The organism is Nocardia sp. NPDC059236 (genome assembly GCF_042754085.1).
Taxonomy (GTDB): Bacteria; Actinomycetota; Actinomycetes; order Mycobacteriales; family Mycobacteriaceae; genus Nocardia.
In genome coordinates this window covers 446,255-466,802 of record NZ_JBHZAF010000002.1, presented here as the reverse complement: position 1 = coordinate 466,802, position 20,548 = coordinate 446,255, and the positions used below count along the sequence as shown (strand labels likewise).

Sequence of the window (20,548 nt, the reverse complement as noted above, 5' to 3'; positions counted from 1 at the left end):
GGCCCCACGCCGACACCAGCGCGTAGGGCCGCGCCCGGCACCGACAACTGAACAAACAACTGAATAACAACTCAATAGGGGATAACCAGTGGACCTGGTTTCGCTCTACGCGAACGCGCAGGCAGAGAAAGCAAAACGGAAGGCGCAACGGTATTCACGACCGCTGGTGCGCCTGTGGGACGGCAACTGGCAGCTACGCGGTATCTGCGGTTCCGAGATCAGCGGCGATTTCAAATGGCTGATGAACGAGTCCGGCACCGGAACACTCGTCCTGCCTTATGACCACTACCTCGCCAAGTGGGTAATGGACGTCGACAGCCGCACCACCGAAACCGTGCACGTCACCGTCGACAAGGACGGGGCCCGGTGGGACGGGGCGCTGGAATTAGCGTCCATCAAGACCAGCGAAGACGGTTACACCGTCGTCGAAATGCAATTCATGCACTCGTATGAGCACCTGAAACGGATCTACGTCTGGAGCAACCCACTCACCCCGGCCATCCTGCAATTTCCGCGCGATTTCGTGCTCCCGGGCCCGTCCCGCTGGGTATTGAAAACGGCCCTTTTCCTGCAAATTCTTCGCCTCGCCGGATCGCTGTGGGCGTTGCCGGACGACCCGCTCGACGCATCCCAATGGTTCGACCTCGACATGTCGACGTGGCCGATCGTCGTCGCCCCATCGGATTTCGCTTCCGACGACTCGATGTGGACCATTTTCATCTCCCGGTGGAAGAGCTTCCACGTCGCGGCCGCGCCGACGCTGGAACTCGCGGAACTGGTGGTCACTACCCGCCGGTGGCTGACCGGCGACCCGCCGCCCTGGCCGGGCGCGAGCCTGCGCCACGGCGCGCTCGTCATCGACATCGTGGACAAGTCCGGATTCTCTTCCGGAACATCCAAGGGCGGCAACCTGTTCGATGGCCTGGTCCACACGGTCGAAGTGCTGGCGAACGATTTCCTGGACAACACGGACACGGTCCTGCCCGACCCGAACGACCCGGCCGAATACCGCAATCCCGGCTGGCTGGGGACCCTGCCAGCGAACCCGTGGGTGGTGTACCGGCACGGCGATCACTCGACCATTCAGGACAGCGAATTCACGATCTCCCCGACCAAGGCCGTACAGATCCTGTGCGGAGGGCACTCGGCCTACGGCGTGAACGAGGCCATGAGCATTGCTGTGCAGCTCGCCGGGGACGTCGCGGCCGCCGCTCTGGCCGGTGAAGTCTACGGCGCGGGAGCGGCAGGCCAAATCATTGATACCGCCCTGTATCCGCTGTACGAAGACACCGTCGCCGCGTGGCAGTCGTACAAGGATGCGCCGCGCGCGGCAGAGGCGGGCTGGTCCCACTACTACGAATACTTCAAGGACGGCGCAGACAAGGCGTACAGCCTTTCCTCGCTGATCGCTTTGCGGGCGGGAATGTGGAATACGCGCCGGTTCTTCGCCCACAAGATCACGATCGCCAACGGCCAGCCCTATTTGATCGGCGACCAGGGTTACGGGCACTTTTTCCTCGGCGACCGCATCGGTTCCACCGTCAAGGGGATGCCTGCCGGCCAAATCTATGTCGACCGGGTGACCGCCCTTGAGCTGGGCTGGTCGCGCGGTAATGCCCCGGCCTGGCAGATCACGATCGGTCCGTTCGGGGCGATCGATGAGCCCATGGGGAAGGCTATGCGGATGATCGCGAACGCGTTCTCAGGGCTGCACGAGTTGGGTGTCGCGGCGTAGCCTGTGCCGCACCTGCCGCACCTGCCGCACCTGTGCCGCACAGGCTGCGGCAGGTGCGGCATCCACTACGCAAGGTGCGGCCCGCGCTGCCGCAGTCTGCCGCGCAGGTCACGGGCAGTGCCGCAGGCCACCGCCGCACCCGAGGCCGCACAGTGGATCACCCGGGCGCAGCACCCCGCTGTCCGGCCGCCGCACCTGCCGCACCCCTGCCGCACCCGCCGCACACACCATCGCGGCGCAGCCGCACCCCGCCGCACCGTGCTCGGCCACTGCCCGAAAAGGCCGCAGCGCTAGTTACGCAGTGCCCCAACACGTTCCGTTTGCCGGTACACCACGGGAGATGTAATCTGTCAGGGAACCCTGGCAACAACCGAGGAGAACCGGCACCACGATGTCAACGACCATGACCGCACCCCTGCTGTTCAACCCTGACGCGAGTAGCAAGATGCTCATTACCTGCGCTGCCATAGCTGCGTATACAGCCGAGCAGCCGGAGTACGCCGAAGTGTCCGACGATGCGATCGACCAAATCACCGCCGAGTTGCGCTCCCGCGCCGCTCTCGGCGACACCGCCGCTCGTGACTGGATCTCGACACCCCTGAAGCCGCGAGTCAGTGTGGACCTTGCCAACTGGTTGGACAACGAGCGGGACGCCGGAGACTGGGACCGCGACATGATCGCCTAACCGTTCCTCAGGCAACGACAAGGGCCCCGGCGGAAGCTACCCGCCGGGGCCCTTGTCGTCTGTAGACGCTACCAAACGAACTGACGTCCGACCACGCCGTGCCCGCTCACGGTGTCAAGTGCACACGGGCGGGCACACTCGGGAACTCAGTCCATGATCTTGGCCCATCGCTCATGGGCCGACTGGCGCGAGATTCCTGCGGCCCGGCCGATCACCTCCCAGGACGCACCATCGGCGCGAGCCGCGCGAACAGTGTCGTTGACGCGGCGCTGCGCCTTGTCCAGCTCGGCGACCGCCAACGTGATCTGTTCGACGGCTCCCTCGTGGCGGCCGTCGTTGGTCTGCCTGCCCATGGTCGATCCCCCTCAGTGGCTGTCAGGCTTCCCTGGCAGGCTACCCCGTCGCCGAACTGGTCGCCAGCACGTCCGGGCCGCACCCCTGCCGCGCCAACCGATGCAGCGCCGACGCGACCCCCTGTCCCAACCCACTGCCGTGCTCGGTCACGTGACAAAAAGGTCACGGCACCCGCCGCCGAAACGAAACCGCCCCAGCCGTTTCGTGGCTGGAGCGGTTTCGTTCTGTGCGGGTCGCGTCGAGGTCACACACGCTCTGGTGTGTAGTCGGCGTAGGTGCGGCGTGGATTGTTGCGTATCCCGGTCAACTCGATTTCATCGCGGGCTTGCTCAAGCAACGCGATCGCTGGGTGTCCTCCGGTCAATCGGCCAAGCTCCCTACGCACCCCCTCCAGGGTGCCTATCAGTTCGTTCGCCTTGTCGTGGTCCAGCAACGGTTCTGGCATGCTCGCGTGCCCCTTTCATCGGCTCGGGCATTCATCGGGTGTGACCGAAGTTTCGCCCGAGTATTTGCTGTACGCGAACGGGTTGCCCTCCAGGTACCCGGTCACCGACACGCTCATACGGTAGGTGCCGACGTAGCAGGGCACGACCAGTTCGTAGTACTTGGGATTGTAGGCGTCGCCGGGGATATCGCGGTTGTGTCCGGCGTCCTGGTAGGGCTGCCAGGACCCGTTGATGTCCTTCAACTCGAGGCCGAGTACCAGGTCATGTTCGGAGGGCGGTACGTCGCAGTAGGCGGCCCCGCGGGCATGGATGAGTTTCACCTCCGGCCGGACGCTGGGGATGTTGTTGTAGCTGAAGTCGAAGTTGCAGGATTTGGCGGCGTGCGCGGGCGGTGCCGCGGCTACTGCTGTCAGGGCACCCCCAATCACAGCGGCAGCGACAGCAGCGGTAATCGTGTTGCTACGCAAGGCAATTCACCTCATCTAGTTGTTATTCTCTTATTCCGGCGCGCCCGGCATCTCCCGGGCGGCAGGTCATCGCGGCCAGCGTTGTTCCTCTGCCTCATCCAGGTCCATCGGCCACCCGTCCGCGCCGACCACCGACCACGAACCATCGGCGCGCTGGAGATAGCCCACAGGTTCGGACCAGAGGCAGTGCGGCTCGGATTGCCTTGCGGGCCTAGGCATTCGGCGAGTCATTGCGCGTACCTGCGGAACTTGGTTACCCAGGCTGCGCGCCCTCTGGGGGTGATCGACCAGCGGGAGGCGTACGGCGAGGCCATGACCAGGCCACGCGACTCCAGTTGCCCTATCGCCCGGCGGGCCGACCACCCGGTGATCTGGGCCTGTTCGCTGATCTGCGCGGCCGTCAGCATTCCGCCGGGCGCGAGCAAGCCCAACACCGCCGCCTCCGCCGTGGACCCGGTTGCCATCGGTACCCCCTTGGGTCGGGTATGCGTCTGTGGTCGGGGTACCGAGCGCCAGCAGGCCGGCGGCGGATACCCCGGTAGCTGACCTTGACAGCCTGGTCAGGTGACTTTGTCCCGCTGCGGGACAAGGGCTTGGCAGCACACGTAATCTGTGCTTTATCAGGCGCATCGGAGGGAGCGGCACATGACCGGCGAAGATCTGTTCATCGGGCAGCGGGTTCGCGAGATCCGGAAGCGGCGCGGCATCACGCAACAGGTGCTGGCCGACCGGACCGGGCTCTCACGCGGTGCGATCGCCAAGTACGAATCCGGTGAGCGCCCCGTGGATTCGCGGCGCACCCTGCTGGCCCTGGCCGAGGCGCTGGGCGTGACCATGGGTGATCTGACCGGGCACGAACAGGACAAGCTGGACCCGTCCACCGCCGGATTCCACACCGCCGTACCGGATCTGGAGACGGTCCTGTGGGCTCAGGGCAACGTCACCGACGCCCGGCCGCCGCGCACCCTGGACCAGCTCGCCGCCGACGCGCGCCGCGCTACCAAGCTGCGGCACGACTGCGATTACGCCACCCTTGGGCCGCTGCTTGTCCCGATGCTGACCGACGCCTACCGGCACGTCCGCGACGCCGAGGCTGAGCACGCCGAGCGAGCCTGGGACGTGTTGGGCATGGTGGCCTACGGCGTCGCGTCGGCGCTGCGGGCACGCGGCTATCACGCGCTGGCCTGGAGCGCTGCGCAGGAAGCGGAGCGGGCGGCGAACCATGTTGGTGCACCAGCGCCGATCGCCGCCGCGGCATTCATCCGGGGCCAGATCTTGTTGTCCCGCCCCGGCGCGCTACCGGCCGCGCTCGCCACCACCACGGGGACGGCGGAGCGGATCGCCGCGCAGGTGCGCACGGTGGGCGAGATCGAGACGTACGGGATGCTGCACCTTCAGGGGTCGATCGTCGCGGCCACCATGGGCGCCGACCCGGAACCGCATCTGGCCGAGGCGGCGGAACAGGCGGGCCGTCTGGCCGAGGCCGCGGCCGCCACCTCCATGGCGCGCAACGAATCGTTCGGCCCGGCGAATGTGGCGCTGTGGCGGATGAGCGCGGCTATGGAGCGCCGGGAGCCGGGCGAAGTGCTCGCGCTCGCGCCGACGCTGCGGCCTGTCGACTTGCCCAACGAAGGGCGCAAGGCTCAGTACTTCGTGGAGATCGGTCGGGCGCACGCCATGCGAAAGGACTACCGCGACTCCCTGTACGCCCTGCTGCGGGCCGAACACGCTGCGCCCCAGCACGTACGCACCCTGTCCCCGGTGCGTGAGCTGGTGGGCCACATGATGCGGACAGCGAAACGGGACCTGACGACCGGGGACCTGGGCAAGCTCGCGCAGCGCGTAGGCGTTGTGCCCGCATGAGTCCAACGCACGGCATGCGTCCTCCGGATGACGGTTCGCACACGGTTCGCACGACAGGATCAACGGCATTCAATCTTGCCGAACCTGGACGACTGTGCGTAGGCTCGAAAATGGTTGCCGACCTGCTGATTTGCGAACCACGATCAACCACGTTCAATCCAGAGAAACTCGGGACGTGATAACTCGTAATGAAAAGGTCGGGGGTTCGATTCCCCCAGGCGGCTCCAAACAAGCAGGTGGAGAGCGAATCCCGCTCTCCACCTGCTGTCGTTTCGGGGTCCGAATCCCACATGTTCACTCCGCGCTGACGGCTCGGTGCAGCGCATCGGCCGCTGCCTGATGGACGGCGGCTGGTGGCCGATGCCGGCGTGGGGTCGGTGGTGGTCGTAGTGGTTGAGGAAGTCGACCAGCGCGGCTCGGCGAGCCTGTTCGGAGTCGTATTCGCGGACATAGGCCCGGTGCTCACGGAGCCGGGTGCTCGGCAGGCTCGCGGGTCTGCCGAGGTCGAAGATCACCCGCGTCGAGGTGATCGGATCGCGAGGCGCTGGGCATCGATGCCGGTGAGGTGCGCCTGGCCCGACAGCGCGTGAAGGCGCGGCCGGTGAGTGCGCCCGCGTGAGCGAGCGAAGGTGAGGTGTTGCTGATCTACCCCCTTCGTAGATCAGCAAGATCGACAACGGTGCGGTCGACCCTGTTCGCGTTCGATTTCGTCGAGCAGCGTGGCCAGCGACTCACTTAGTCAAAGGTTAAGTGCGCGTATAGATTCGGGTCGACCGGATTTGCGACGAACCTCTTCCGGAATTGCGACAAGCTGAAGGGGGACGCAGGTGTCTGAGCTGGAATTGGCAATCGACACCACATCCGAGGTGCCGAAGGACGACAGACCGGCGTACTGGCGCGAGCAGGTTTCCATCAATCAGGGCGGAGCGCGGGTCAACTTCAGCGATTGGCCGAACTTCGATGGCGCGCTGCGGGTTCAGCGCCTGGCGGACTATAAGTTGGGCGACTTCCAGAATGTGCAGTTCGAATCCACCGAGATTTCCTACGAACGCACGCTGGCCGAGGTCGAGGCGGACGGCGACCGCAGCGCCCGATTGCTGATCCCGCGCAGCGGAACCCTCGGCATCGAGCAACACGGCACACGAGTGCTGCTGCGGCCTGGTCAGATGGGCGTCGTCGATTGGGGCCAGCGCATGGTGCTCTCCCACGGTGACCATGTGCGGAGCTGGATTCTGAACGTTCCTGCCGACACACTGTGCTTGTCTCCCGATGGGCCGCCGCATCTGGCATTGGACGCCCACGACCCGCTGCTCGGGTCCGTGCTTGCGCTCACCGAACAGCTCGACCGCCACGGCGACACGATGACGGCGACCCAATTCTTGAAGATCAGCACGCACTGGACCGGGCTGCTGGCTGCTGCTCTGGACGAACGCTGGGCCCCGGAGAACACGAAACTGGCCGCGATATCCCGGCATGCGCGCCTGCACATCCGCAGATGCTCCGATGATCCGCGGGTCACTGTGGAAACCGTCGCCGACGATCTCGGCATCACGCGCCGCCGGCTCGAACGTGCCATGCGCCTGGCGGGCACTACACCGCACAGCTACCTGCTCACCGCCCGTCTCGAACGGGCGGTGGCACGCCTCTCCGATCCACAGAATCAACGCCGAACCATCGCCGATATCGCCCACGACAGCGGTTTTTCGACTCTGTCGGTCTTCAACAAGGCCTGCCGGGACAGATACCACGCTTCTCCTGGCCAGCTGCGGCAACGAAGCGTGTAGGTTGATCCCTCCTTTGTGGTAATCCTCGCGATGCGTCGAATGCCAACTCGATCACCGCACTGAGCGCGTTCTGACGTGCGAACACGCCGCCGGAGGCGGCGCACCTCCCAACGTGCGATTCTCGTCATCGACCCGCCGCACGGCCGCTGCAACCTCACGATCACGACGCCAACGGACTACAACCGGGGCCGAGTTCCGGCTGATACACCCGGGTACCGCACCGGCCGCAGGTGTGGACGAGATGACCGTGGAAACATCCCGCGAGGCGGCACGCGGTCCATCCGAGGGTCGACCGACTCGCCCTGAGTAAATGGCGTTCTGGGTCCGAGCAGAAGATCGGAGTCGGGAGAACCCGGCGGTGCGGAGTCTGGACCAGCTCGTCGTTGTCGATGGCGTAGCCGTCCGGGTGCAGATACCAGACACGACACCGGTCATTCGAACCCATGTTCCCTAGGGTCTCCCTGTTAGTGTCCTCGATGTAGTTGTCGTAACGATTTGTCCCACTTCATGTTTGGGTCGTACGGCGTTGTCTCGGGGTGTCCACGACGCGCCGTTGCCGACTGTTTTGTCAGGGGTTGACCGTCGTAGCGTCGCCGTCCAAAAGGTTCTCAGCCGATTGGGTGAGGAATGGGCGTGGTTGCGGGTGCAGCAGGTGTTGTCGCCGGGTGTCGGTCCGGAGTCGTGGACGGTGGTGGATGCCGGGTTCGCGGTTGTCGAGCCGCGTTCGATCTGCGGGACTTCTTCGCGTTCCTATCTGCGCACGATATCGATTGGCGGGCAGTGCGTTTGGAGCACTTGTGGCGTCACGGCGTCGACTGCGGTGAGCTGCTGACCGAGAGGGGTTCGATTCCTCCCGGCGGATCGAAATCGTCTGCCTGGCATGCGAACTCATTGCATGCGTGCGGAGGCTTGCCCTGTGTGATCATGACGCGGGCCGCCCGTGGAACCCGGCGGCCGGTCGCGGAACACCGATCCGAACCCGGTCTGGCCGATGCGTCAGCTCCACGAAAGATCCAGGTCAACCCGCCGTCAGCGCATATCGTTGCGCGGCGGAGGTCGCCTGGTGATCGACCATCCACGGATATTGACAGTATCTCCCGCTCAATGTCAGTCTGGGAAAAACGCGATCATGATTCATTGCGAACAAATCACTCGGTGAACCCGTGTGAGAAAAGTTTCCAGAATCGACCCGGAACTCTACGGTCAGTCTGTTCAGCAGCGCCTGACGGCGTGTCGGCGGAGGGCTCGTATGGATCTGAACACCGTCGTCGACGTCCTGCGCCCGCCTTCCGGCCGACCGGGTGCGGACTGGCACACCGGAGACGCGTGGCTGGCCGGGGGCACGTGGCTGTTCTCCGAGCCGCAGCCGAACGTCCACAGGCTGGTCGACCTCACCGAACTCGGCTGGCCTCACCTGGTGGCCGACGGCGAGGGCCTCGAGATCGGCGCGACGTGCACGATCAGGGAACTGCACGAGTTCGTACCGCCCGCCGGCCGGCCGGCCGGCAGCTTGCTGCGCACCAGCTGTGAAGCCTTCCTGGCGTCGTTCAAGATCTGGAATGCCGCGACGGTGGGCGGCAATATCTGCATGTCCCTGCCGGCCGGACCGATGATCACTCTGACCGTGGCGCTCGAGGCGACCTATCGCGTGTGGGCCGCGGACGGAACCGAGAGAACGATCGCGGCGAAGGATTTCGTCCTCGGCAACCATCGAAATGCGCTGTGGCCCGGGGAAATCCTGCGAAGTGTGCACATTCCCGGTGACGCTCTGCGCAAGCGCCACACGCACCGGCGATTCACCCTGACCAAGCTCGGCCGTTCCACAATATTCATGGTCGCGACCCAGACACCGGGCACCCGTGATCTATTGCTCACCATCACGGCGGGTACCACGCACCCGGTTGTGCTGCGGTTCGACACCGTGCCCGACGCCGACACCCTGCAGGACCACATCGACGCGATACATGCCGATGTCTGGTTCGCCGACCCCAACGGCACGCCGGGTCACCGTAAGCACCTGGCCAAGCACTACGCCGAGGAGATCCGGGTCGAACTTGGCGGCTTGCGGTGAAATCCGGAGGCATGCGATGAGCTATGTCGTCAACGGGAAGACGTTCTCCCAAGAGCCGCGGCCCGGTCAGTGCCTGCGGACTTTCCTGCGTCAGCTGGGCTGGTTCGGGGTGAAGAAGGGGTGCGACGCCGGTGACTGCGGCGCATGCACGGTCTGGCTCGACGGTCGTCCGGTGCACAGTTGCCTCACGCCGGCGTTCCGTGCCGACGGCCATGAGGTCACGACGATCGAGGGGCTCGGTTCACCCGAGGACATGCACCCGATGCAGCGGCAGTTTCTCGAGGCCCCGGGATTCCAGTGCGGCTTCTGCACAGCCGGGATGATCATGACGGCATCCGCCCTTACCGACGAGCAGAAGCAGGACCTGCCGCACGCGTTGAAGGGAAACCTGTGCCGCTGCACCGGCTATCGGGCAATCGAGGACGCGATCAACGGGGTGGTCGGCATCGAAGTCGCCGCACCGGGCCGGGCGATCGGCACCAGTGTCGGCACGCCGGCCGGGGCCGACGTGGTGGCCGGGCGCGCCGAGTACACGATGGACACCGAGCTGCCCGGGATGCTCCATCTGAAGGTGCTGCACTCACCCCATGCCCATGCGCGCATCGTCTCCATCGACAAGTCCGCGGCGCTGGCCGTGCCCGGAGTGCACCGCGTGTACACGTGGGAAGACGTGCCCCGGAGGCTGTTCTCCACCGCGATCCACACCGATCATCTCGTCGACCCCGACGACACCTACATCCTGGACAACGTGGTGCGCTTCGTCGGCCAACGGGTGGTCGCGGTGCTGGCCGAATCGATCGGTGCCGCGGAGGAGGGCTGTCGCAAGGTCGCCGTCGATTACGAGGTGCTGCCCGCGGTATTCGATCCCGAGCAGGCGATGCAATCCGGTGCGCCGCAGCTGCACGAATCCCACGACCCGTTCGTGCAGGACCCCGTGCACAACATCCTCGTCGAGTTACACGGCGAAATCGGCGATGTCGCACAGGGATTCGCCGCAGCCGACGTAATTCACGAAGGCACGTACTTCTCACCCCGGGTGCAGCATGCCCATCTGGAGACGCACGGATCGATCGCCTGGATGGAAGCGGGCCGGCTGCACGTGCGGACCAGTTCGCAATCGCCCTGGATCGCGAAGGGGAAGCTGGCCCACCTGTTCGACCTGCGACCCGATCAGATTCGGGTGTTCTGCAAGCGCGTCGGCGGCGCCTTCGGCGGTAAGCAGGAAGTGATCAGCGAAGATCTGGTGGCGCTGGCGACGCTGGACACCGGCCGGCCGACGTGTCTGGAATACACGCGCGAGGAGGAGTTCACCACTGCCTCACCGCGACATCCGATGAAGATCACGGTGAAGCTGGGGGCGCGGTCCGACGGAACACTGACCGCTTTCGAGTTCCGTAATGTCTCCAATACCGGTGCCTACGGCAACCACGCCGGCGAGACGTTGTTCGCTGGAGGCGGCGCGATCGCGGCGTACCGCTGTCCCAACAAGAAATTCGACGGCTACTCGGTCTACACCAACACCGTGCCCAGTGGCGCACTGCGCGGTTACGGTATGACCCAGCCGGTCTTCGCGGTGGAGTCGGCGATGCACGAGCTGGCCGTCGCCCTCGGCATGGATCCGCTGGAGTTGCGCCGCCGCAATATCGTTCGGCCCGGTGACGCGTTGCTGTCGATCGAGGACGAGGCCAACGACGTAGCGTTCACGGAGGATGGACTGGCCGCGTGCATCGACCGGGTCGACGCCGCGCTGCGTGCCCACCCCGACGGGCAGGCGCTGGGGGAGGACTGGCAGATCGGCACCGGCACAGCCACGTCGATGCACGAAACCGCACCGCCGACCGAACATGTCTCGGTCGGGCTGGCCACCCTCGGCGACGACGGCATCTATGAGATCGCCGTGGGCACTGTGGAATTCGGTGAGGGGACACCGACGGCGCACGTGCAGATCGCCGCGGCCGAGCTGGGCACCACGCCGGCACGGATCCGGCTCGTCCAGGCCGACACCGACCGCACGGGTTTCGACACCGGCGCATTCGCGAGCGCGGGTCTGTTCGTGGCCGGCAATGCGGTGCAGCGGACGTCCGCCGCGTTGCGCGACCGGATTCTGCGCTTCGCCGCCACGCATACCGGGGTCGACTTGGCCGCGTGCGTCATGGATGACGATGCCGTGCGCTGTGGCGACACCCGTATCGGATTGACCGAATTGGCGGCGGCCGCCCGCCGCCGGGGTACGCGGTTGACCGAATCGCGCAAGGCGTACGGGTCGCCGCGCAGCCTCGCCTCCAACACGCAGGCCTTCCGAGTCGCGGTGCATCGCGTGACCGGTGAGGTCCGCATCCTCTACAGCGTGCAGGCCACCGACGCCGGAGTGGTCATCAACCCGGCACAGGTGCGCGGTCAGATCGAAGGCGGTGTGGCACAAGGACTCGGCTTCGTGCTGACCGAAAACTATCTCGTCGACGAAAACGGCGTCATGACCAATCCGACGCTGCGCAACTACCGCATACCGACCTACGCCGACACTCCGCGCACCGAGGTGATCCTGGTCGGCTCGACCGACTCGGTGGGTCCGGCGCGGTCCAAAGGGATTGCCGAGTGCTGCATCAACCCGGTCGCACCGGCACTGGCGAACGCGGTATATGACGCGACCGGCGTCCGATATCGCGAGCTGCCGCTCACTCCCGACCGCATCTTCAGGTCCCGGCAACCGGTCCGGTTGACCTCGACCGGCTGAGTGCCGGAGACATCGATGACCCGCGAGCAGTCGGCCATCAACGCCGCCACCGTCATCATCGGCGAAACGGTCCGGCCCGGCTGCGAAAAAGCTTTCCTCTCCTGGCAGCACGGGCTGAACAGCATGGCGTCCCACTATCCGGGATTCATCGCCGCCGAGGTCAACCCGCCGACAGCCGTGCAGCCGCAATGGTCGGTGATCTACCGCTTCGACTCGATCCCGAATCTGCGCGCGTGGATCAACAGTGCCACGCGTCAGGACCGGCTCGCCGAAGGACGGCGCTACCTGGACGGCGCACCCACGCAGCAGATCGTGACGGGCGGGGCCGCGCCCCCCGACACCCTCGTCACGGCCGTGGTGACCCATCGGGTCCCGCCTGAGCACATCGACGAGTTCCTGGCCTGGCAGGAGCGACTTCGGTTGGCGGAGAACAAGTTTCCGGGTTTCCGCGGTGCCGAGATCTTCCGGCCGATCGAGGGCGTGCAGGACGAGTGGACCATGCTCTACCGCTACGACACCGCCGCTGACCTGGACGGGTGGCTGACCTCGGCCGAGCGCCGGCAGTTGCTCGACGAAGGGAAGCGGTTCAGCGACTTTCGATTACGCACGATCGACAACTCGTTCGGCAGCTGGTTCGCGTTCGACGAACATGGGGGCCGGGCGCGGACGCCGTCGCGGACGAAGACGTCGATCGCGGTGTGGGTCGGCCTGTATCCGACGGTCGTGCTACTCACCTTGGCGCTGGCTTGGGCGCGGCTCCCGCTGTGGCTGGGCATGGCGATCGGAAACCTGTTGTCCAGCTTCGTCATGACCTTCGTGACGATGCCTTTCTATGTGAATCCATTGCTCGAACGGTGGCTGCACCCGGACCCCGAAGCGCCGACCACGGCGACCAATGTGCGGGGCGCTCTGTTGATTGCCGCGGTGATGGTGTTCTGGGCGGTCGTGTTCTGGCTGGTGACCGTCGTGTTCTGGAAATTGCCGTGAGAAGGAGGAGTGATCGTTATGGCCGAATCCAATGGCCACGCAGTCCCGGAATTCATGCGCCCGGTCGTCGCCGACGAGCCGCCCGCGAGTGCGCGCACCGTCGCCGAGCACGCGGTCCTCGCGTTGAACGAGTCGATGTTGCAGCTCTACGAAACATCCCTGGTGAAATTCAAGCAGAACATGCGCGACCAGGTGCCCATCATCCTGGCGCTGTTCACCGGCGAAGGCGGGCAGATGATCCTCTACCAGCCCGGCCGGGAGCCCGAATACGCGCCGCCGGTGCCGATCGTGTACCAGCTGGCCAAGTCGGTGGGCCACAGCACCATGGCCATCTACGAGATCGTCTCACCGTACCTGTTCGATGCGTACGCGAATCAGCTGTGGCGAGCCCCGCTCGAGATGTATCGGGCGCAGCATCGGCCGGCCCTCGAAGGCCTTGACGCCCTGGATATCTCCGAGGACGATCGCTCCCTCCTCCGGGCCATTCTGCAGCGCAATCTGACCTTCATGGACGAGTGCCTCGCGCAGGGTGGTTACAGCTACGACGAAGTCGAGAAGTACATCCGCGGTGTCGTACCGTATTCGGCCAAGTCGATCGGCATCGGCTCGGGCGCCCAGGTGGGCCATTGGATGAACGTCATCGAAGGGTGGAAGGAGCAACTCGGCACGGACTGGGAGCGCACCTACGCGGTCAGCAATTCGCTGTACATCGCACGGCAGAACAACATCCTGTACAGCATTCTCGTCCAGTTCATGGGCACCGAGACGATGGGTGACCGGTTGCTGCTCGTCGAGACACCGGAATTCGAGACCACACCCGAGAAGATGCTCGACGTGCTCGGCCGCATCGTCGCCGACCGTTCGCTCGGCATGGTCTTCTTCCGCGACTACTTCCTCATGGATGTCGAACTGCTCGGCGGTGGCGGCCGGGCGGCCATCGAGCGGGAGATGGCCGAACGGGGCAAGAAGGCATTGCTGCCGACTCTGGCGCCCTTCCATTCCAACGATTGGCCGTGGAAGACGGACCCGGCCAAGGGAACCGGCCCGGCGCGGATGGAAGACGTTGCCGCGGGCGCGGTGATTCGCCCGGAATCGGTCGGCTGATGACGGATTCGACCAGGGATTTCGTGCAGCGCACCATCGAGATCGCGCGTACCAGCGTCGCCGAGGGCGGACTGCCGTTCGGGACCGTCGTCGTCAAGGACGGTGAAATCCTCGCCGAAGGCAGGAATTGCGTCCAGGCTACTCACGACCCGACCGATCACGCGGAGATTCGCGCCATCCGCGAGGCGTGCCGGAAGCTGGGCACGGAGTACCTGACCGGATGCACGGTGTACGCCATCGCCCATCCGTGCCCGATGTGTCTGGCGGCGCTGTATCACTGCGCGCCCGATCAGGTCGTTTTCCTGGCCACCCGCGAGGATTGCGCGCCATATCTGGCCGGCGGAAACGACAAGTACTTCGAACCCAGCACTTTCTACGGTGAGATCGCCAAGCCCTGGGACCAGCGGCGTCTCCCCATGCGCTACCAGCCGCGCGATGACGCCATCGCGGTGTACAAGCTTTTTCGGGAACGCAAGGGCGGTGATCAAACGTCATGAGCGCGACGGCCGGACGATGCCGACGACAAAGGTGAGGACCGTTGTCGGTCCTCACCTTTTCTCGTCGGGGGATCAGGAGACCAGGCCGCGGCCGGTGGTCAGGGGGAGATCCATGGCGGTCAGGAGGCCGGGGCGGGATTGGACCACGGCGGGGATGGCGCTGACCAGGCGGGCCGCGGTGCCGACGACGCCGGCTTCGGCGTGGTCGCCGTTGCTGTAGAGCTGGAGGTCGAGGAGGTAGTCGGGTTCGCCCTTGACTTCGACTCGGTAGCAACCCTTTCCGGCCGGTTGGGGCCAATCGGGGGCGAGGTCGGGGTGCAGGCGGGTGGTGTGTTCCAGGGTGAGGACCTCGCGGCCCTTGCTGATGCCGTGCACCTGGAAGCGGAGGGCGGCGGCGGTGCCGGCGGCGATGGTGCGACTGCCCACCTTCAGCTCTTCGCTCGCGGGCAGGCGCTCGAAATGCTGTGTGACGGCGTCGAGTTCGATGTCGAGGGCGGCGGCCAGCTGGCGGATGACACTGCCCCAGGCGAGGGTGAGGACGCCGGGCTGGAGCAGCAGCGGCAAGTCGTCGAGGGCGCTGCCGAAGCCCATGATGTCGAACAGGACCTTGGGATTGTCGTAGGTGGAGTAGTCCATCACCTCCGAACAGATGATCTTGTCGATGCGCTCGGAGCCGCTGGACAGCAGCAGTGGCAGCCAGTCGTTGGCCCAGCCGGGGTCGATGCCGTTGACCCACAGGGAGGCGCCGCCCTCGTTGGCCGCCTCCACGATCGGGGCGATGGCCTCGTCGGGGAGGGTGCCGTAGGGGAACTGCAGGAAGACGGGGCTGCTGGAGACGACATTGATGCCGGCGCGGAGGAAGGTCTTCAGATCCTCCACCGCCTCCATCAGGCGGTCGTCGGCCATGGCCGTGTGGACGATGCAGTCGGGCTTCAGGGCCAGGAGCGCCTCGGCGTCCTGGGTTGCGGTGACGCCGATCTCGCGGTCGAGACCGGCCAGCTCGCCCGCGTCCTTGCCGGCCTTGGCGGCGCTGGATACCCAGACGCCGACCAGGTCGAGCTCGGGGCGGGCGATGATGGAGCGCAGGGTGCGGCGGCCGACATTGCCGGTGCTCCACTGGACTACGCGGTACTTCATGGGAAACTCCTGCGGCGCGGCGGATTACAGGTCGGGGATGGGAAGGTCCAGGTTGGGTGCGGCGATGCCGCCGTCCACCTCGAGCACCTTGCCGGTGATGTAGCCGCCTGCGCGGGAGCTCAGGTAGACGATCGCGGCGGCGATCTCCCACGGCTCGCCGAGCCGGTGCAGCGGGGTGGCGTCCTCCATCTGCTGCTTGATCTCCGGTTGCTGCGCAACGACTTCCAGCGCGGAGGTGAGCACCGAGCCGACCGCGATGGCGTTCACCCGGATGCGGGGGGACAGGTCGGCGGCGGCCAGCCGGGTCCAGTGCGCGAGGGCGGCCTTGGCGGTGCCGTAGGCGAGGAAGCCGCGTCCGGGGGAGCGGCCCATCATCGAGGAGATATTGACGACCGAGCCGCCGTCGTTCTTCAGCATGTGCGGCACCGCGGCCTGGGTCAGGGCGTGCGCGGTGGAGACATTGAAACGGAATGCCTCCTCGAGGAATTCGGGGGTGGTGGTGAGGAAGGTGTTGGGCATGGTGCCGCCGACATTGTTGACCACGATGTCGATGCGGCCGAGTTCGGCGGCGGCGGTTTCGGCCAGCGCGGTGACGGCGGAAAGATCCGACAGGTCCGCGGGGACCGTGATGGCGCGGCGGCCGAGCGCGTGGATCTTGCCCGCCACCTCGTCGAGCTGAGCGGCGGTGCGGGCCGAGATGGCCACGTCCGCACCGGCTTCGGCGAGGGCGAGCGCGGTGGCGGCGCCGATGCCGCGGCCCGCGCCGGTCACGACGGCGACGCGGCCGTCCAGTCGGAAGGTGTCCAGGATCATCGCGAATTCAGTCCTTCTGGGAGTGACGACAGTCACAAGCAGCCTTAAGCATTTATTCTTAATCGTCAAGGATAAGTTCTTTATCCGCTGGTGAACGGCTATGGTGCAGACTGTGGCAAGGATCGACAGGTGGCAGTGACGGTGTCCGAATGGCAGTGACAGAAGCGCGCGAGCGCATCATTCTCGCGGCGGAGCAGCTGATCGCCGAGCGCGGACAGGCGGTGCCGCTGCGCGATATCGCGGCAGCCGCGGGGCAGCGGAACAACTCGGCGATCCAGTACCACTTCGGCTCTCGCGACGGGCTCATCGAGGCCGTGGTCGAACACCGGCTGGCCACCCTGGAGGTGCGGCGGCTGGAACTACTGGCCGAACAGGCCGGAACGGGCGCGACCGGCGTGCACGACCTGCTGGAGGCACTGGTCATCCCCATGCTCGAGCTGAGCGACCGGCACGGGATCAATCACTACGCGCGGTTCCTCGAACAGATCCACACCCATCCGGCCGTCACCGACGCGGCCAATCTGGAATCCGCGCGGCGCACCTCGGTGCGGGTGATCATGCAGCAGCTGGAGCGGGAACTCACCGACCTGCCGAAACGGTTGCGGCTGCGGCGGTTACGCGCCTTGCCGACCGTGCTGTTCGCATTGCTGGCCGACCACGAGCGGGCCGTGGAGGCCGGGCGGGTGGCCGCGGGGGACGTGACCGCGTGGGGGGAGATCGTGGACATGCTCGCGGGGGTGCTGACCGCGCCCGTGGTGGAGCGCGCGCCGATTCGCTGACGCCGGAACGCGAACGGCCCGCCCCGTATCGAATCCGGTACGGGCCGTTCGGAAACCGAGCGCGGTGGACTAGCGCTGGTGCGGCTGGGGGTAGTTCGGCGGCTGCCGGTAGCCGCCCTGCTGCCGGTGGCCCGGCTGCTGGTAGCCGCCGGACGGCGGCGGGTAGCCCTGCGGCGCATACGGATTCGACGGCTGCGCGGCATAGCCGGGCTGATTCGGCGCGGGGTAGCCGGGCTGGGGTTGCGGAGCCGGGTAGCCCTGCGGCGCGAACCCCTGGGCTCCGCCCGGCGCCGCCGGACCACTGGGCGGCGGCAGGTAGCCCTGATCCGGCGCACCGGTCGGCGGCGGAAAGGAGCCGACCGGGGCGGGGTAGCCGTGGACCGGGGTGTTCGCCTGGTCGTAGGGGCTCGGCGCCGGTGTGTACCCCGCCGGTGTGTACATGGGCGCGGCGGTCTGCTCGTTCTCCCGCTTCTTCTTGAGCGCGAACCAGACGCCGCCGCTGACGAGAATGACGGCCAGCAGGCCGATGAGGCCGAACGCCCGGTCGACGACGTTGACACTGACCCTGATGGCGATGATCATGACGATGGCGCCGACCACGGCGATCGCGCCGCGTGCCCGGCCGCCACCTTGTGGCTGTGACATGAGTGGAATTCCCCCGAACTCGAAAACGATTGCCGGGGCAGCATACCCAAGCACGCTCGACTTCTCCTCGGTGCGAAGTTCGGTGCGACCTGGCAGGGCGGTGGTGGTGCGGCTACCGTTGATGGTCGTGGACACCACGGCAGCAGCAGTCATGGAAACGCCCGCCCGGCCGCGGTGGCTCGGCGTGGGGCTACCGCTGCTGGCCGGCGGGGCGGTGGCCGGCGGGCTGGCGCTGTTGCACTTCCGGGATCCGCACGTGCAGGGGGCCTACGGGGTGTGCCCGTTCTACGAACTGACCGGATACTGGTGCCCCGGCTGCGGTGGGTTGCGCGGGCTGCACAACCTCACCGATGGCCGGATCCTCGACGCCATCCACAGCAATGTGCTGCTGCTCCCGTTGACACTGGGCTTCATCGCCTGGTGGGGCGCCTGGGTGGTGCGCGGGTGGCGGGGCAATCCGGTGCCGCCGCGACTACCGCAGGTGCTGCCCAGGTACGCGGTGTGGGTGGCCCTGGCATTTCTCCTGGTTTTCACGGTTGTGCGGAACACACCGTGGGGTGGTTGGATCGCGCCGGTTTAGGCGGGGCATGCTCTGCGTATGAGCGATTCGCTGAAGGAGCGCGTGCGGCAGAAGCTGATCCGCCAGCTCGAAGAGGATGGGCCGCCGGACCCCGATCAGGAGGACACCCGGCAGCTCTCCGTCCAGGACGACCTCGAAGTGCTCGACGCGGTGGCCGACGACGATCCACTCGTCGAGGTGCTCGCGGCCCGCTACATGGTGCCCTGACCGGTTCAGGGCCGGTTCAGAAACCGCAGGCCGCCCCAGCCTCGGCCGAACTGCCGAAGGGACGGGTCTCGGGGACCGGGTTCCAATGTCCTTCGGTCCGGGCGTAATTCCACGCCGGGCCGCGCGCCACCAGGGTCGCGATGGCCTTGACGAGGCGGTCGACGTCGGCGGCGGTGGTGCCCAGGCCGATGCTGGCGCGCAGGGCGGCATCGACACCGAGGCGGGACAGCAGCGGGTGGGCGCAGAAGCGGCCATCGCGCACCCCGATGCCGTGCTCGGCGGAGAGGTAGGCGGCCACCTGGCCGGGCTCGAAGCCGTCGACGGTGAAGGCGACAATGCCGACCGCGTCGGTGCTATCGCGCCAGATCCGCAGGAAGTTCACGCCCGGAACGGTTTTCAGGCCGTAGCGCAGGCGGTGGGTGAGGTACTGCTCGTGCTCGATCACGGTGGTCTCGTCCAGCTCGGCGAGGGCGTCGCAGGCCGCGGCCAGGGCGGCGACGCCCAGCACGTTCGGGGAACCGGCCTCGTGGCGCTGTGGGGCGGGGGCCCATTCGACGCCCTCGGTGCTCACCGAGCGCACCGCGCCGCCGCCGGCCAGGTAGGGATCGGCCGCGTCCAGCCAGTCCCGGCGGCCGACCAGCACGCCCGCGCCGAACGGGGCGTAGGTCTTGTGGCCGGAGAAGGCCAGGTAGTCGATGCCGGTGGTGCGCAGGTCGATTCGGCGATGCGGGGCCAGTTGGGCGGCGTCCACCAGGATGCGGGTGCCGCACTGGTGGGCGATCCAGGCCAGCCGCTCCAGCGGCAGCAGTTCACCGGTCACATTGGAGGCGCCCGTAACCGCCAGCAGCGCAGCGGGTTTCGAGCACAGCTCGGCGACCAGGCGCTGGATGGTCTCCTCGATGGTGTCCGCGACCGGAACCACCCGGCGGCCGCGCCGGGTCCAGGGCAGCAGGTTGGCGTGGTGCTCGACGTCCAACACCACGGTGTCACCGGGCACGCAGGCGGCGAGCAGGTTCAGTGAGTCGGTGGTGTTGCGGGTGAAGACCACCACCTGGTCGTCGGCCGCGTTCAGGAAGCGGGCGACCGAACCGCGGGCCGACTCGTAGCAGTCGGTGGAGACCCGGGAGGCGTAACCCGCGCCGCGGTGCACGCTGGCGTAGTAGGGCAGCAGGTCCGCGACCCGGTCGGTGACCTGCCGCAATGCGGGTGCGCTGGCGGCGTAGTCGAAGTTGGCGTAGCCGGCCGTCCCGCCCTGCACCAGCGGGACCCGCAGGTCACAGCCGGAGACATCGGCGAGGGCGGCACAGGTCTGGTCGGCGAAAGCAGTCATCACGAAATCCCGTCGGGTTCATGGACACGCGATCGGGAAAACAGGAAACGATCGAGAGTCCGCGCTTGCCGCGCCCGGTCGGGCGTCGGCCCGGTCGTCACCCGGAGCACCCCACCGCGGAGGAGGGTTGCCGACCAGCAAGCCGGGGCTTCGCGCTGGTACTCATGACCTGATCGCAGAGATTGGCAGACGAATCGCGGGCTTGTCAACCCTGACCCGCGCGGCCCGGCGGGGTCAGACCTTCTCGGCCCAGACGCATCGTTCGAGGTCCGGAACCCGTCCGCCGCCCCGGCCGGCGGGTGCGAGAAAGCGCTCGGTGTATTCCGCACC

The 20,548-nt window shown here is 66.6% G+C and carries 21 protein-coding genes and 1 riboswitch; of the genes, 13 read left to right on the top strand and 8 right to left on the bottom strand.

All coding sequences use genetic code 11. From position 1 onward, the window contains the following. Positions 1-88: 88 nt before the first annotated feature. The 3 genes from ACFXIV_RS07285 (at position 89) to ACFXIV_RS07275 (ending at position 2,420) form a co-directional block, all read left to right on the top strand. Positions 89-1,735, top strand: a complete 1,647-nt coding sequence (locus tag ACFXIV_RS07285) for a phage tail protein (RefSeq protein ID WP_379393467.1) — start codon at positions 89-91, stop codon at positions 1,733-1,735. A 117-nt stretch (positions 1,736-1,852) separates the two neighbouring features. Further along, entirely contained in the window at positions 1,853-2,029 is a 177-nt protein-coding gene (locus ACFXIV_RS07280; protein ID WP_379393469.1) for a hypothetical protein, read from the top strand. Between the two features lie 97 nt (positions 2,030-2,126). Further along, positions 2,127-2,420 (top strand): hypothetical protein, encoded by a 294-nt coding sequence (locus tag ACFXIV_RS07275; protein WP_379393471.1) that lies wholly within the window; start codon positions 2,127-2,129, stop codon positions 2,418-2,420. A 146-nt stretch (positions 2,421-2,566) separates the two neighbouring features. On the opposite strand, the gene ACFXIV_RS07270 is transcribed toward ACFXIV_RS07275, so the two are convergent. From ACFXIV_RS07270 to ACFXIV_RS07255, 4 genes are all read right to left on the bottom strand, one after another. Further along, a complete protein-coding gene (locus tag ACFXIV_RS07270) occupies positions 2,567-2,773 on the bottom strand; it encodes a hypothetical protein (RefSeq protein WP_379393473.1) in 207 nt (68 codons plus the stop codon). A gap of 245 nt (positions 2,774-3,018) precedes the next feature. Then, a complete protein-coding gene (locus tag ACFXIV_RS07265; RefSeq protein WP_379393475.1) occupies positions 3,019-3,219 on the bottom strand; it encodes a hypothetical protein in 201 nt (66 codons plus the stop codon). Between the two features lie 15 nt (positions 3,220-3,234). Beyond that, positions 3,235-3,687, bottom strand: a complete 453-nt coding sequence (locus ACFXIV_RS07260) for a hypothetical protein (RefSeq protein WP_379393477.1) — start codon at positions 3,685-3,687, stop codon at positions 3,235-3,237. A 227-nt stretch (positions 3,688-3,914) separates the two neighbouring features. Continuing rightward, complete coding sequence (locus ACFXIV_RS07255; protein ID WP_379393479.1) at positions 3,915-4,151, bottom strand: hypothetical protein; 237 nt, start codon at positions 4,149-4,151, stop codon at positions 3,915-3,917. 181 nt (positions 4,152-4,332) lie between these two features. Between ACFXIV_RS07255 and ACFXIV_RS07250 the strand changes: the two genes are divergently transcribed. The 7 genes from ACFXIV_RS07250 to ACFXIV_RS07220 all read left to right on the top strand — a co-directional run bounded on the left by ACFXIV_RS07250 (position 4,333) and on the right by ACFXIV_RS07220 (position 14,727). Next, a complete protein-coding gene (locus ACFXIV_RS07250; RefSeq protein ID WP_379393481.1) occupies positions 4,333-5,550 on the top strand; it encodes a helix-turn-helix domain-containing protein in 1,218 nt (405 codons plus the stop codon). A gap of 827 nt (positions 5,551-6,377) precedes the next feature. After that, positions 6,378-7,334 (top strand): AraC family transcriptional regulator, encoded by a 957-nt coding sequence (locus tag ACFXIV_RS07245; RefSeq protein WP_379393483.1) that lies wholly within the window; start codon positions 6,378-6,380, stop codon positions 7,332-7,334. A 1,249-nt stretch (positions 7,335-8,583) separates the two neighbouring features. Next, complete coding sequence (locus ACFXIV_RS07240; protein ID WP_379393485.1) at positions 8,584-9,405, top strand: FAD binding domain-containing protein; 822 nt, start codon at positions 8,584-8,586, stop codon at positions 9,403-9,405. Between the two features lie 16 nt (positions 9,406-9,421). After that, positions 9,422-12,139: a molybdopterin-dependent oxidoreductase gene (locus ACFXIV_RS07235; RefSeq protein WP_379393487.1), complete on the top strand. Its 2,718-nt coding sequence runs from the start codon at positions 9,422-9,424 to the stop codon at positions 12,137-12,139. A 15-nt stretch (positions 12,140-12,154) separates the two neighbouring features. Continuing rightward, complete coding sequence (locus ACFXIV_RS07230) at positions 12,155-13,126, top strand: antibiotic biosynthesis monooxygenase (RefSeq protein WP_379393489.1); 972 nt, start codon at positions 12,155-12,157, stop codon at positions 13,124-13,126. Between the two features lie 18 nt (positions 13,127-13,144). Beyond that, complete coding sequence (locus tag ACFXIV_RS07225) at positions 13,145-14,230, top strand: hypothetical protein (RefSeq protein WP_379393491.1); 1,086 nt, start codon at positions 13,145-13,147, stop codon at positions 14,228-14,230. Then, positions 14,230-14,727 carry a nucleoside deaminase gene (locus ACFXIV_RS07220; RefSeq protein WP_379393493.1) on the top strand — a complete coding sequence of 166 codons (498 nt, stop codon included), beginning with the start codon at positions 14,230-14,232 and terminating at the stop codon, positions 14,725-14,727. Before ACFXIV_RS07225 ends, ACFXIV_RS07220 begins: the two co-directional genes overlap by 1 nt. A gap of 72 nt (positions 14,728-14,799) precedes the next feature. Here ACFXIV_RS07220 and ACFXIV_RS07215 read toward each other — a convergent pair whose 3' ends face one another. Together ACFXIV_RS07215 and ACFXIV_RS07210 are read right to left on the bottom strand one after the other, a co-directional pair. After that, positions 14,800-15,864: a diacylglycerol kinase gene (locus ACFXIV_RS07215; RefSeq protein WP_379393495.1), complete on the bottom strand. Its 1,065-nt coding sequence runs from the start codon at positions 15,862-15,864 to the stop codon at positions 14,800-14,802. Positions 15,865-15,888: 24 nt separating this feature from the next. Further along, entirely contained in the window at positions 15,889-16,677 is a 789-nt protein-coding gene (locus tag ACFXIV_RS07210; protein ID WP_379383355.1) for an SDR family oxidoreductase, read from the bottom strand. A 149-nt stretch (positions 16,678-16,826) separates the two neighbouring features. Here ACFXIV_RS07210 and ACFXIV_RS07205 point away from each other — a divergent pair, with 149 nt between their 5' ends. Continuing rightward, positions 16,827-17,456 (top strand): TetR family transcriptional regulator, encoded by a 630-nt coding sequence (locus ACFXIV_RS07205; RefSeq protein ID WP_379393497.1) that lies wholly within the window; start codon positions 16,827-16,829, stop codon positions 17,454-17,456. A gap of 69 nt (positions 17,457-17,525) precedes the next feature. On the opposite strand, the gene ACFXIV_RS07200 is transcribed toward ACFXIV_RS07205, so the two are convergent. After that, complete coding sequence (locus tag ACFXIV_RS07200) at positions 17,526-18,101, bottom strand: hypothetical protein (protein WP_379393499.1); 576 nt, start codon at positions 18,099-18,101, stop codon at positions 17,526-17,528. 127 nt (positions 18,102-18,228) lie between these two features. On the opposite strand from ACFXIV_RS07200, the gene ACFXIV_RS07195 reads away from it, so the two are divergent. Together ACFXIV_RS07195 and ACFXIV_RS07190 are read left to right on the top strand one after the other, a co-directional pair. Then, positions 18,229-18,681 carry a DUF2752 domain-containing protein gene (locus tag ACFXIV_RS07195; RefSeq protein WP_379421222.1) on the top strand — a complete coding sequence of 151 codons (453 nt, stop codon included), beginning with the start codon at positions 18,229-18,231 and terminating at the stop codon, positions 18,679-18,681. Positions 18,682-18,699: 18 nt separating this feature from the next. Then, entirely contained in the window at positions 18,700-18,888 is a 189-nt protein-coding gene (locus tag ACFXIV_RS07190; RefSeq protein ID WP_379383349.1) for a hypothetical protein, read from the top strand. Between the two features lie 16 nt (positions 18,889-18,904). Here ACFXIV_RS07190 and ACFXIV_RS07185 read toward each other — a convergent pair whose 3' ends face one another. Next, positions 18,905-20,218 carry an aminotransferase class V-fold PLP-dependent enzyme gene (locus ACFXIV_RS07185; RefSeq protein ID WP_379393501.1) on the bottom strand — a complete coding sequence of 438 codons (1,314 nt, stop codon included), beginning with the start codon at positions 20,216-20,218 and terminating at the stop codon, positions 18,905-18,907. 56 nt (positions 20,219-20,274) lie between these two features. After that, positions 20,275-20,388, bottom strand: a riboswitch (SAM riboswitch). Between the last annotated feature and the right edge of the window lie 160 nt (positions 20,389-20,548).

Excerpts from the sequence above, each read along its gene's own strand:
- ACFXIV_RS07220 (WP_379393493.1), top strand. The coding sequence starts at position 14,230 with ATGACGGATTCGACCAGGGATTTCGTGCAGCGCACCATCGAGATCGCG.
- ACFXIV_RS07205 (WP_379393497.1), top strand. The coding sequence starts at position 16,827 with ATGGCAGTGACAGAAGCGCGCGAGCGCATCATTCTCGCGGCGGAGCAG.
- ACFXIV_RS07230 (WP_379393489.1), top strand. The coding sequence starts at position 12,155 with ATGACCCGCGAGCAGTCGGCCATCAACGCCGCCACCGTCATCATCGGC.
- ACFXIV_RS07225 (WP_379393491.1), top strand. The coding sequence starts at position 13,145 with ATGGCCGAATCCAATGGCCACGCAGTCCCGGAATTCATGCGCCCGGTC.
- ACFXIV_RS07270 (WP_379393473.1), bottom strand. The coding sequence starts at position 2,773 with ATGGGCAGGCAGACCAACGACGGCCGCCACGAGGGAGCCGTCGAACAG.
- ACFXIV_RS07215 (WP_379393495.1), bottom strand. The coding sequence starts at position 15,864 with ATGAAGTACCGCGTAGTCCAGTGGAGCACCGGCAATGTCGGCCGCCGC.
- ACFXIV_RS07240 (WP_379393485.1), top strand. The coding sequence starts at position 8,584 with ATGGATCTGAACACCGTCGTCGACGTCCTGCGCCCGCCTTCCGGCCGA.
- ACFXIV_RS07265 (WP_379393475.1), bottom strand. The coding sequence starts at position 3,219 with ATGCCAGAACCGTTGCTGGACCACGACAAGGCGAACGAACTGATAGGC.
- ACFXIV_RS07275 (WP_379393471.1), top strand. The coding sequence starts at position 2,127 with ATGTCAACGACCATGACCGCACCCCTGCTGTTCAACCCTGACGCGAGT.
- ACFXIV_RS07185 (WP_379393501.1), bottom strand. The coding sequence starts at position 20,218 with ATGACTGCTTTCGCCGACCAGACCTGTGCCGCCCTCGCCGATGTCTCC.
- ACFXIV_RS07250 (WP_379393481.1), top strand. The coding sequence starts at position 4,333 with ATGACCGGCGAAGATCTGTTCATCGGGCAGCGGGTTCGCGAGATCCGG.
- ACFXIV_RS07235 (WP_379393487.1), top strand. The coding sequence starts at position 9,422 with ATGAGCTATGTCGTCAACGGGAAGACGTTCTCCCAAGAGCCGCGGCCC.
- ACFXIV_RS07190 (WP_379383349.1), top strand. The coding sequence starts at position 18,700 with ATGAGCGATTCGCTGAAGGAGCGCGTGCGGCAGAAGCTGATCCGCCAG.
- ACFXIV_RS07255 (WP_379393479.1), bottom strand. The coding sequence starts at position 4,151 with ATGGCAACCGGGTCCACGGCGGAGGCGGCGGTGTTGGGCTTGCTCGCG.
- ACFXIV_RS07200 (WP_379393499.1), bottom strand. The coding sequence starts at position 18,101 with ATGTCACAGCCACAAGGTGGCGGCCGGGCACGCGGCGCGATCGCCGTG.
- ACFXIV_RS07210 (WP_379383355.1), bottom strand. The coding sequence starts at position 16,677 with ATGATCCTGGACACCTTCCGACTGGACGGCCGCGTCGCCGTCGTGACC.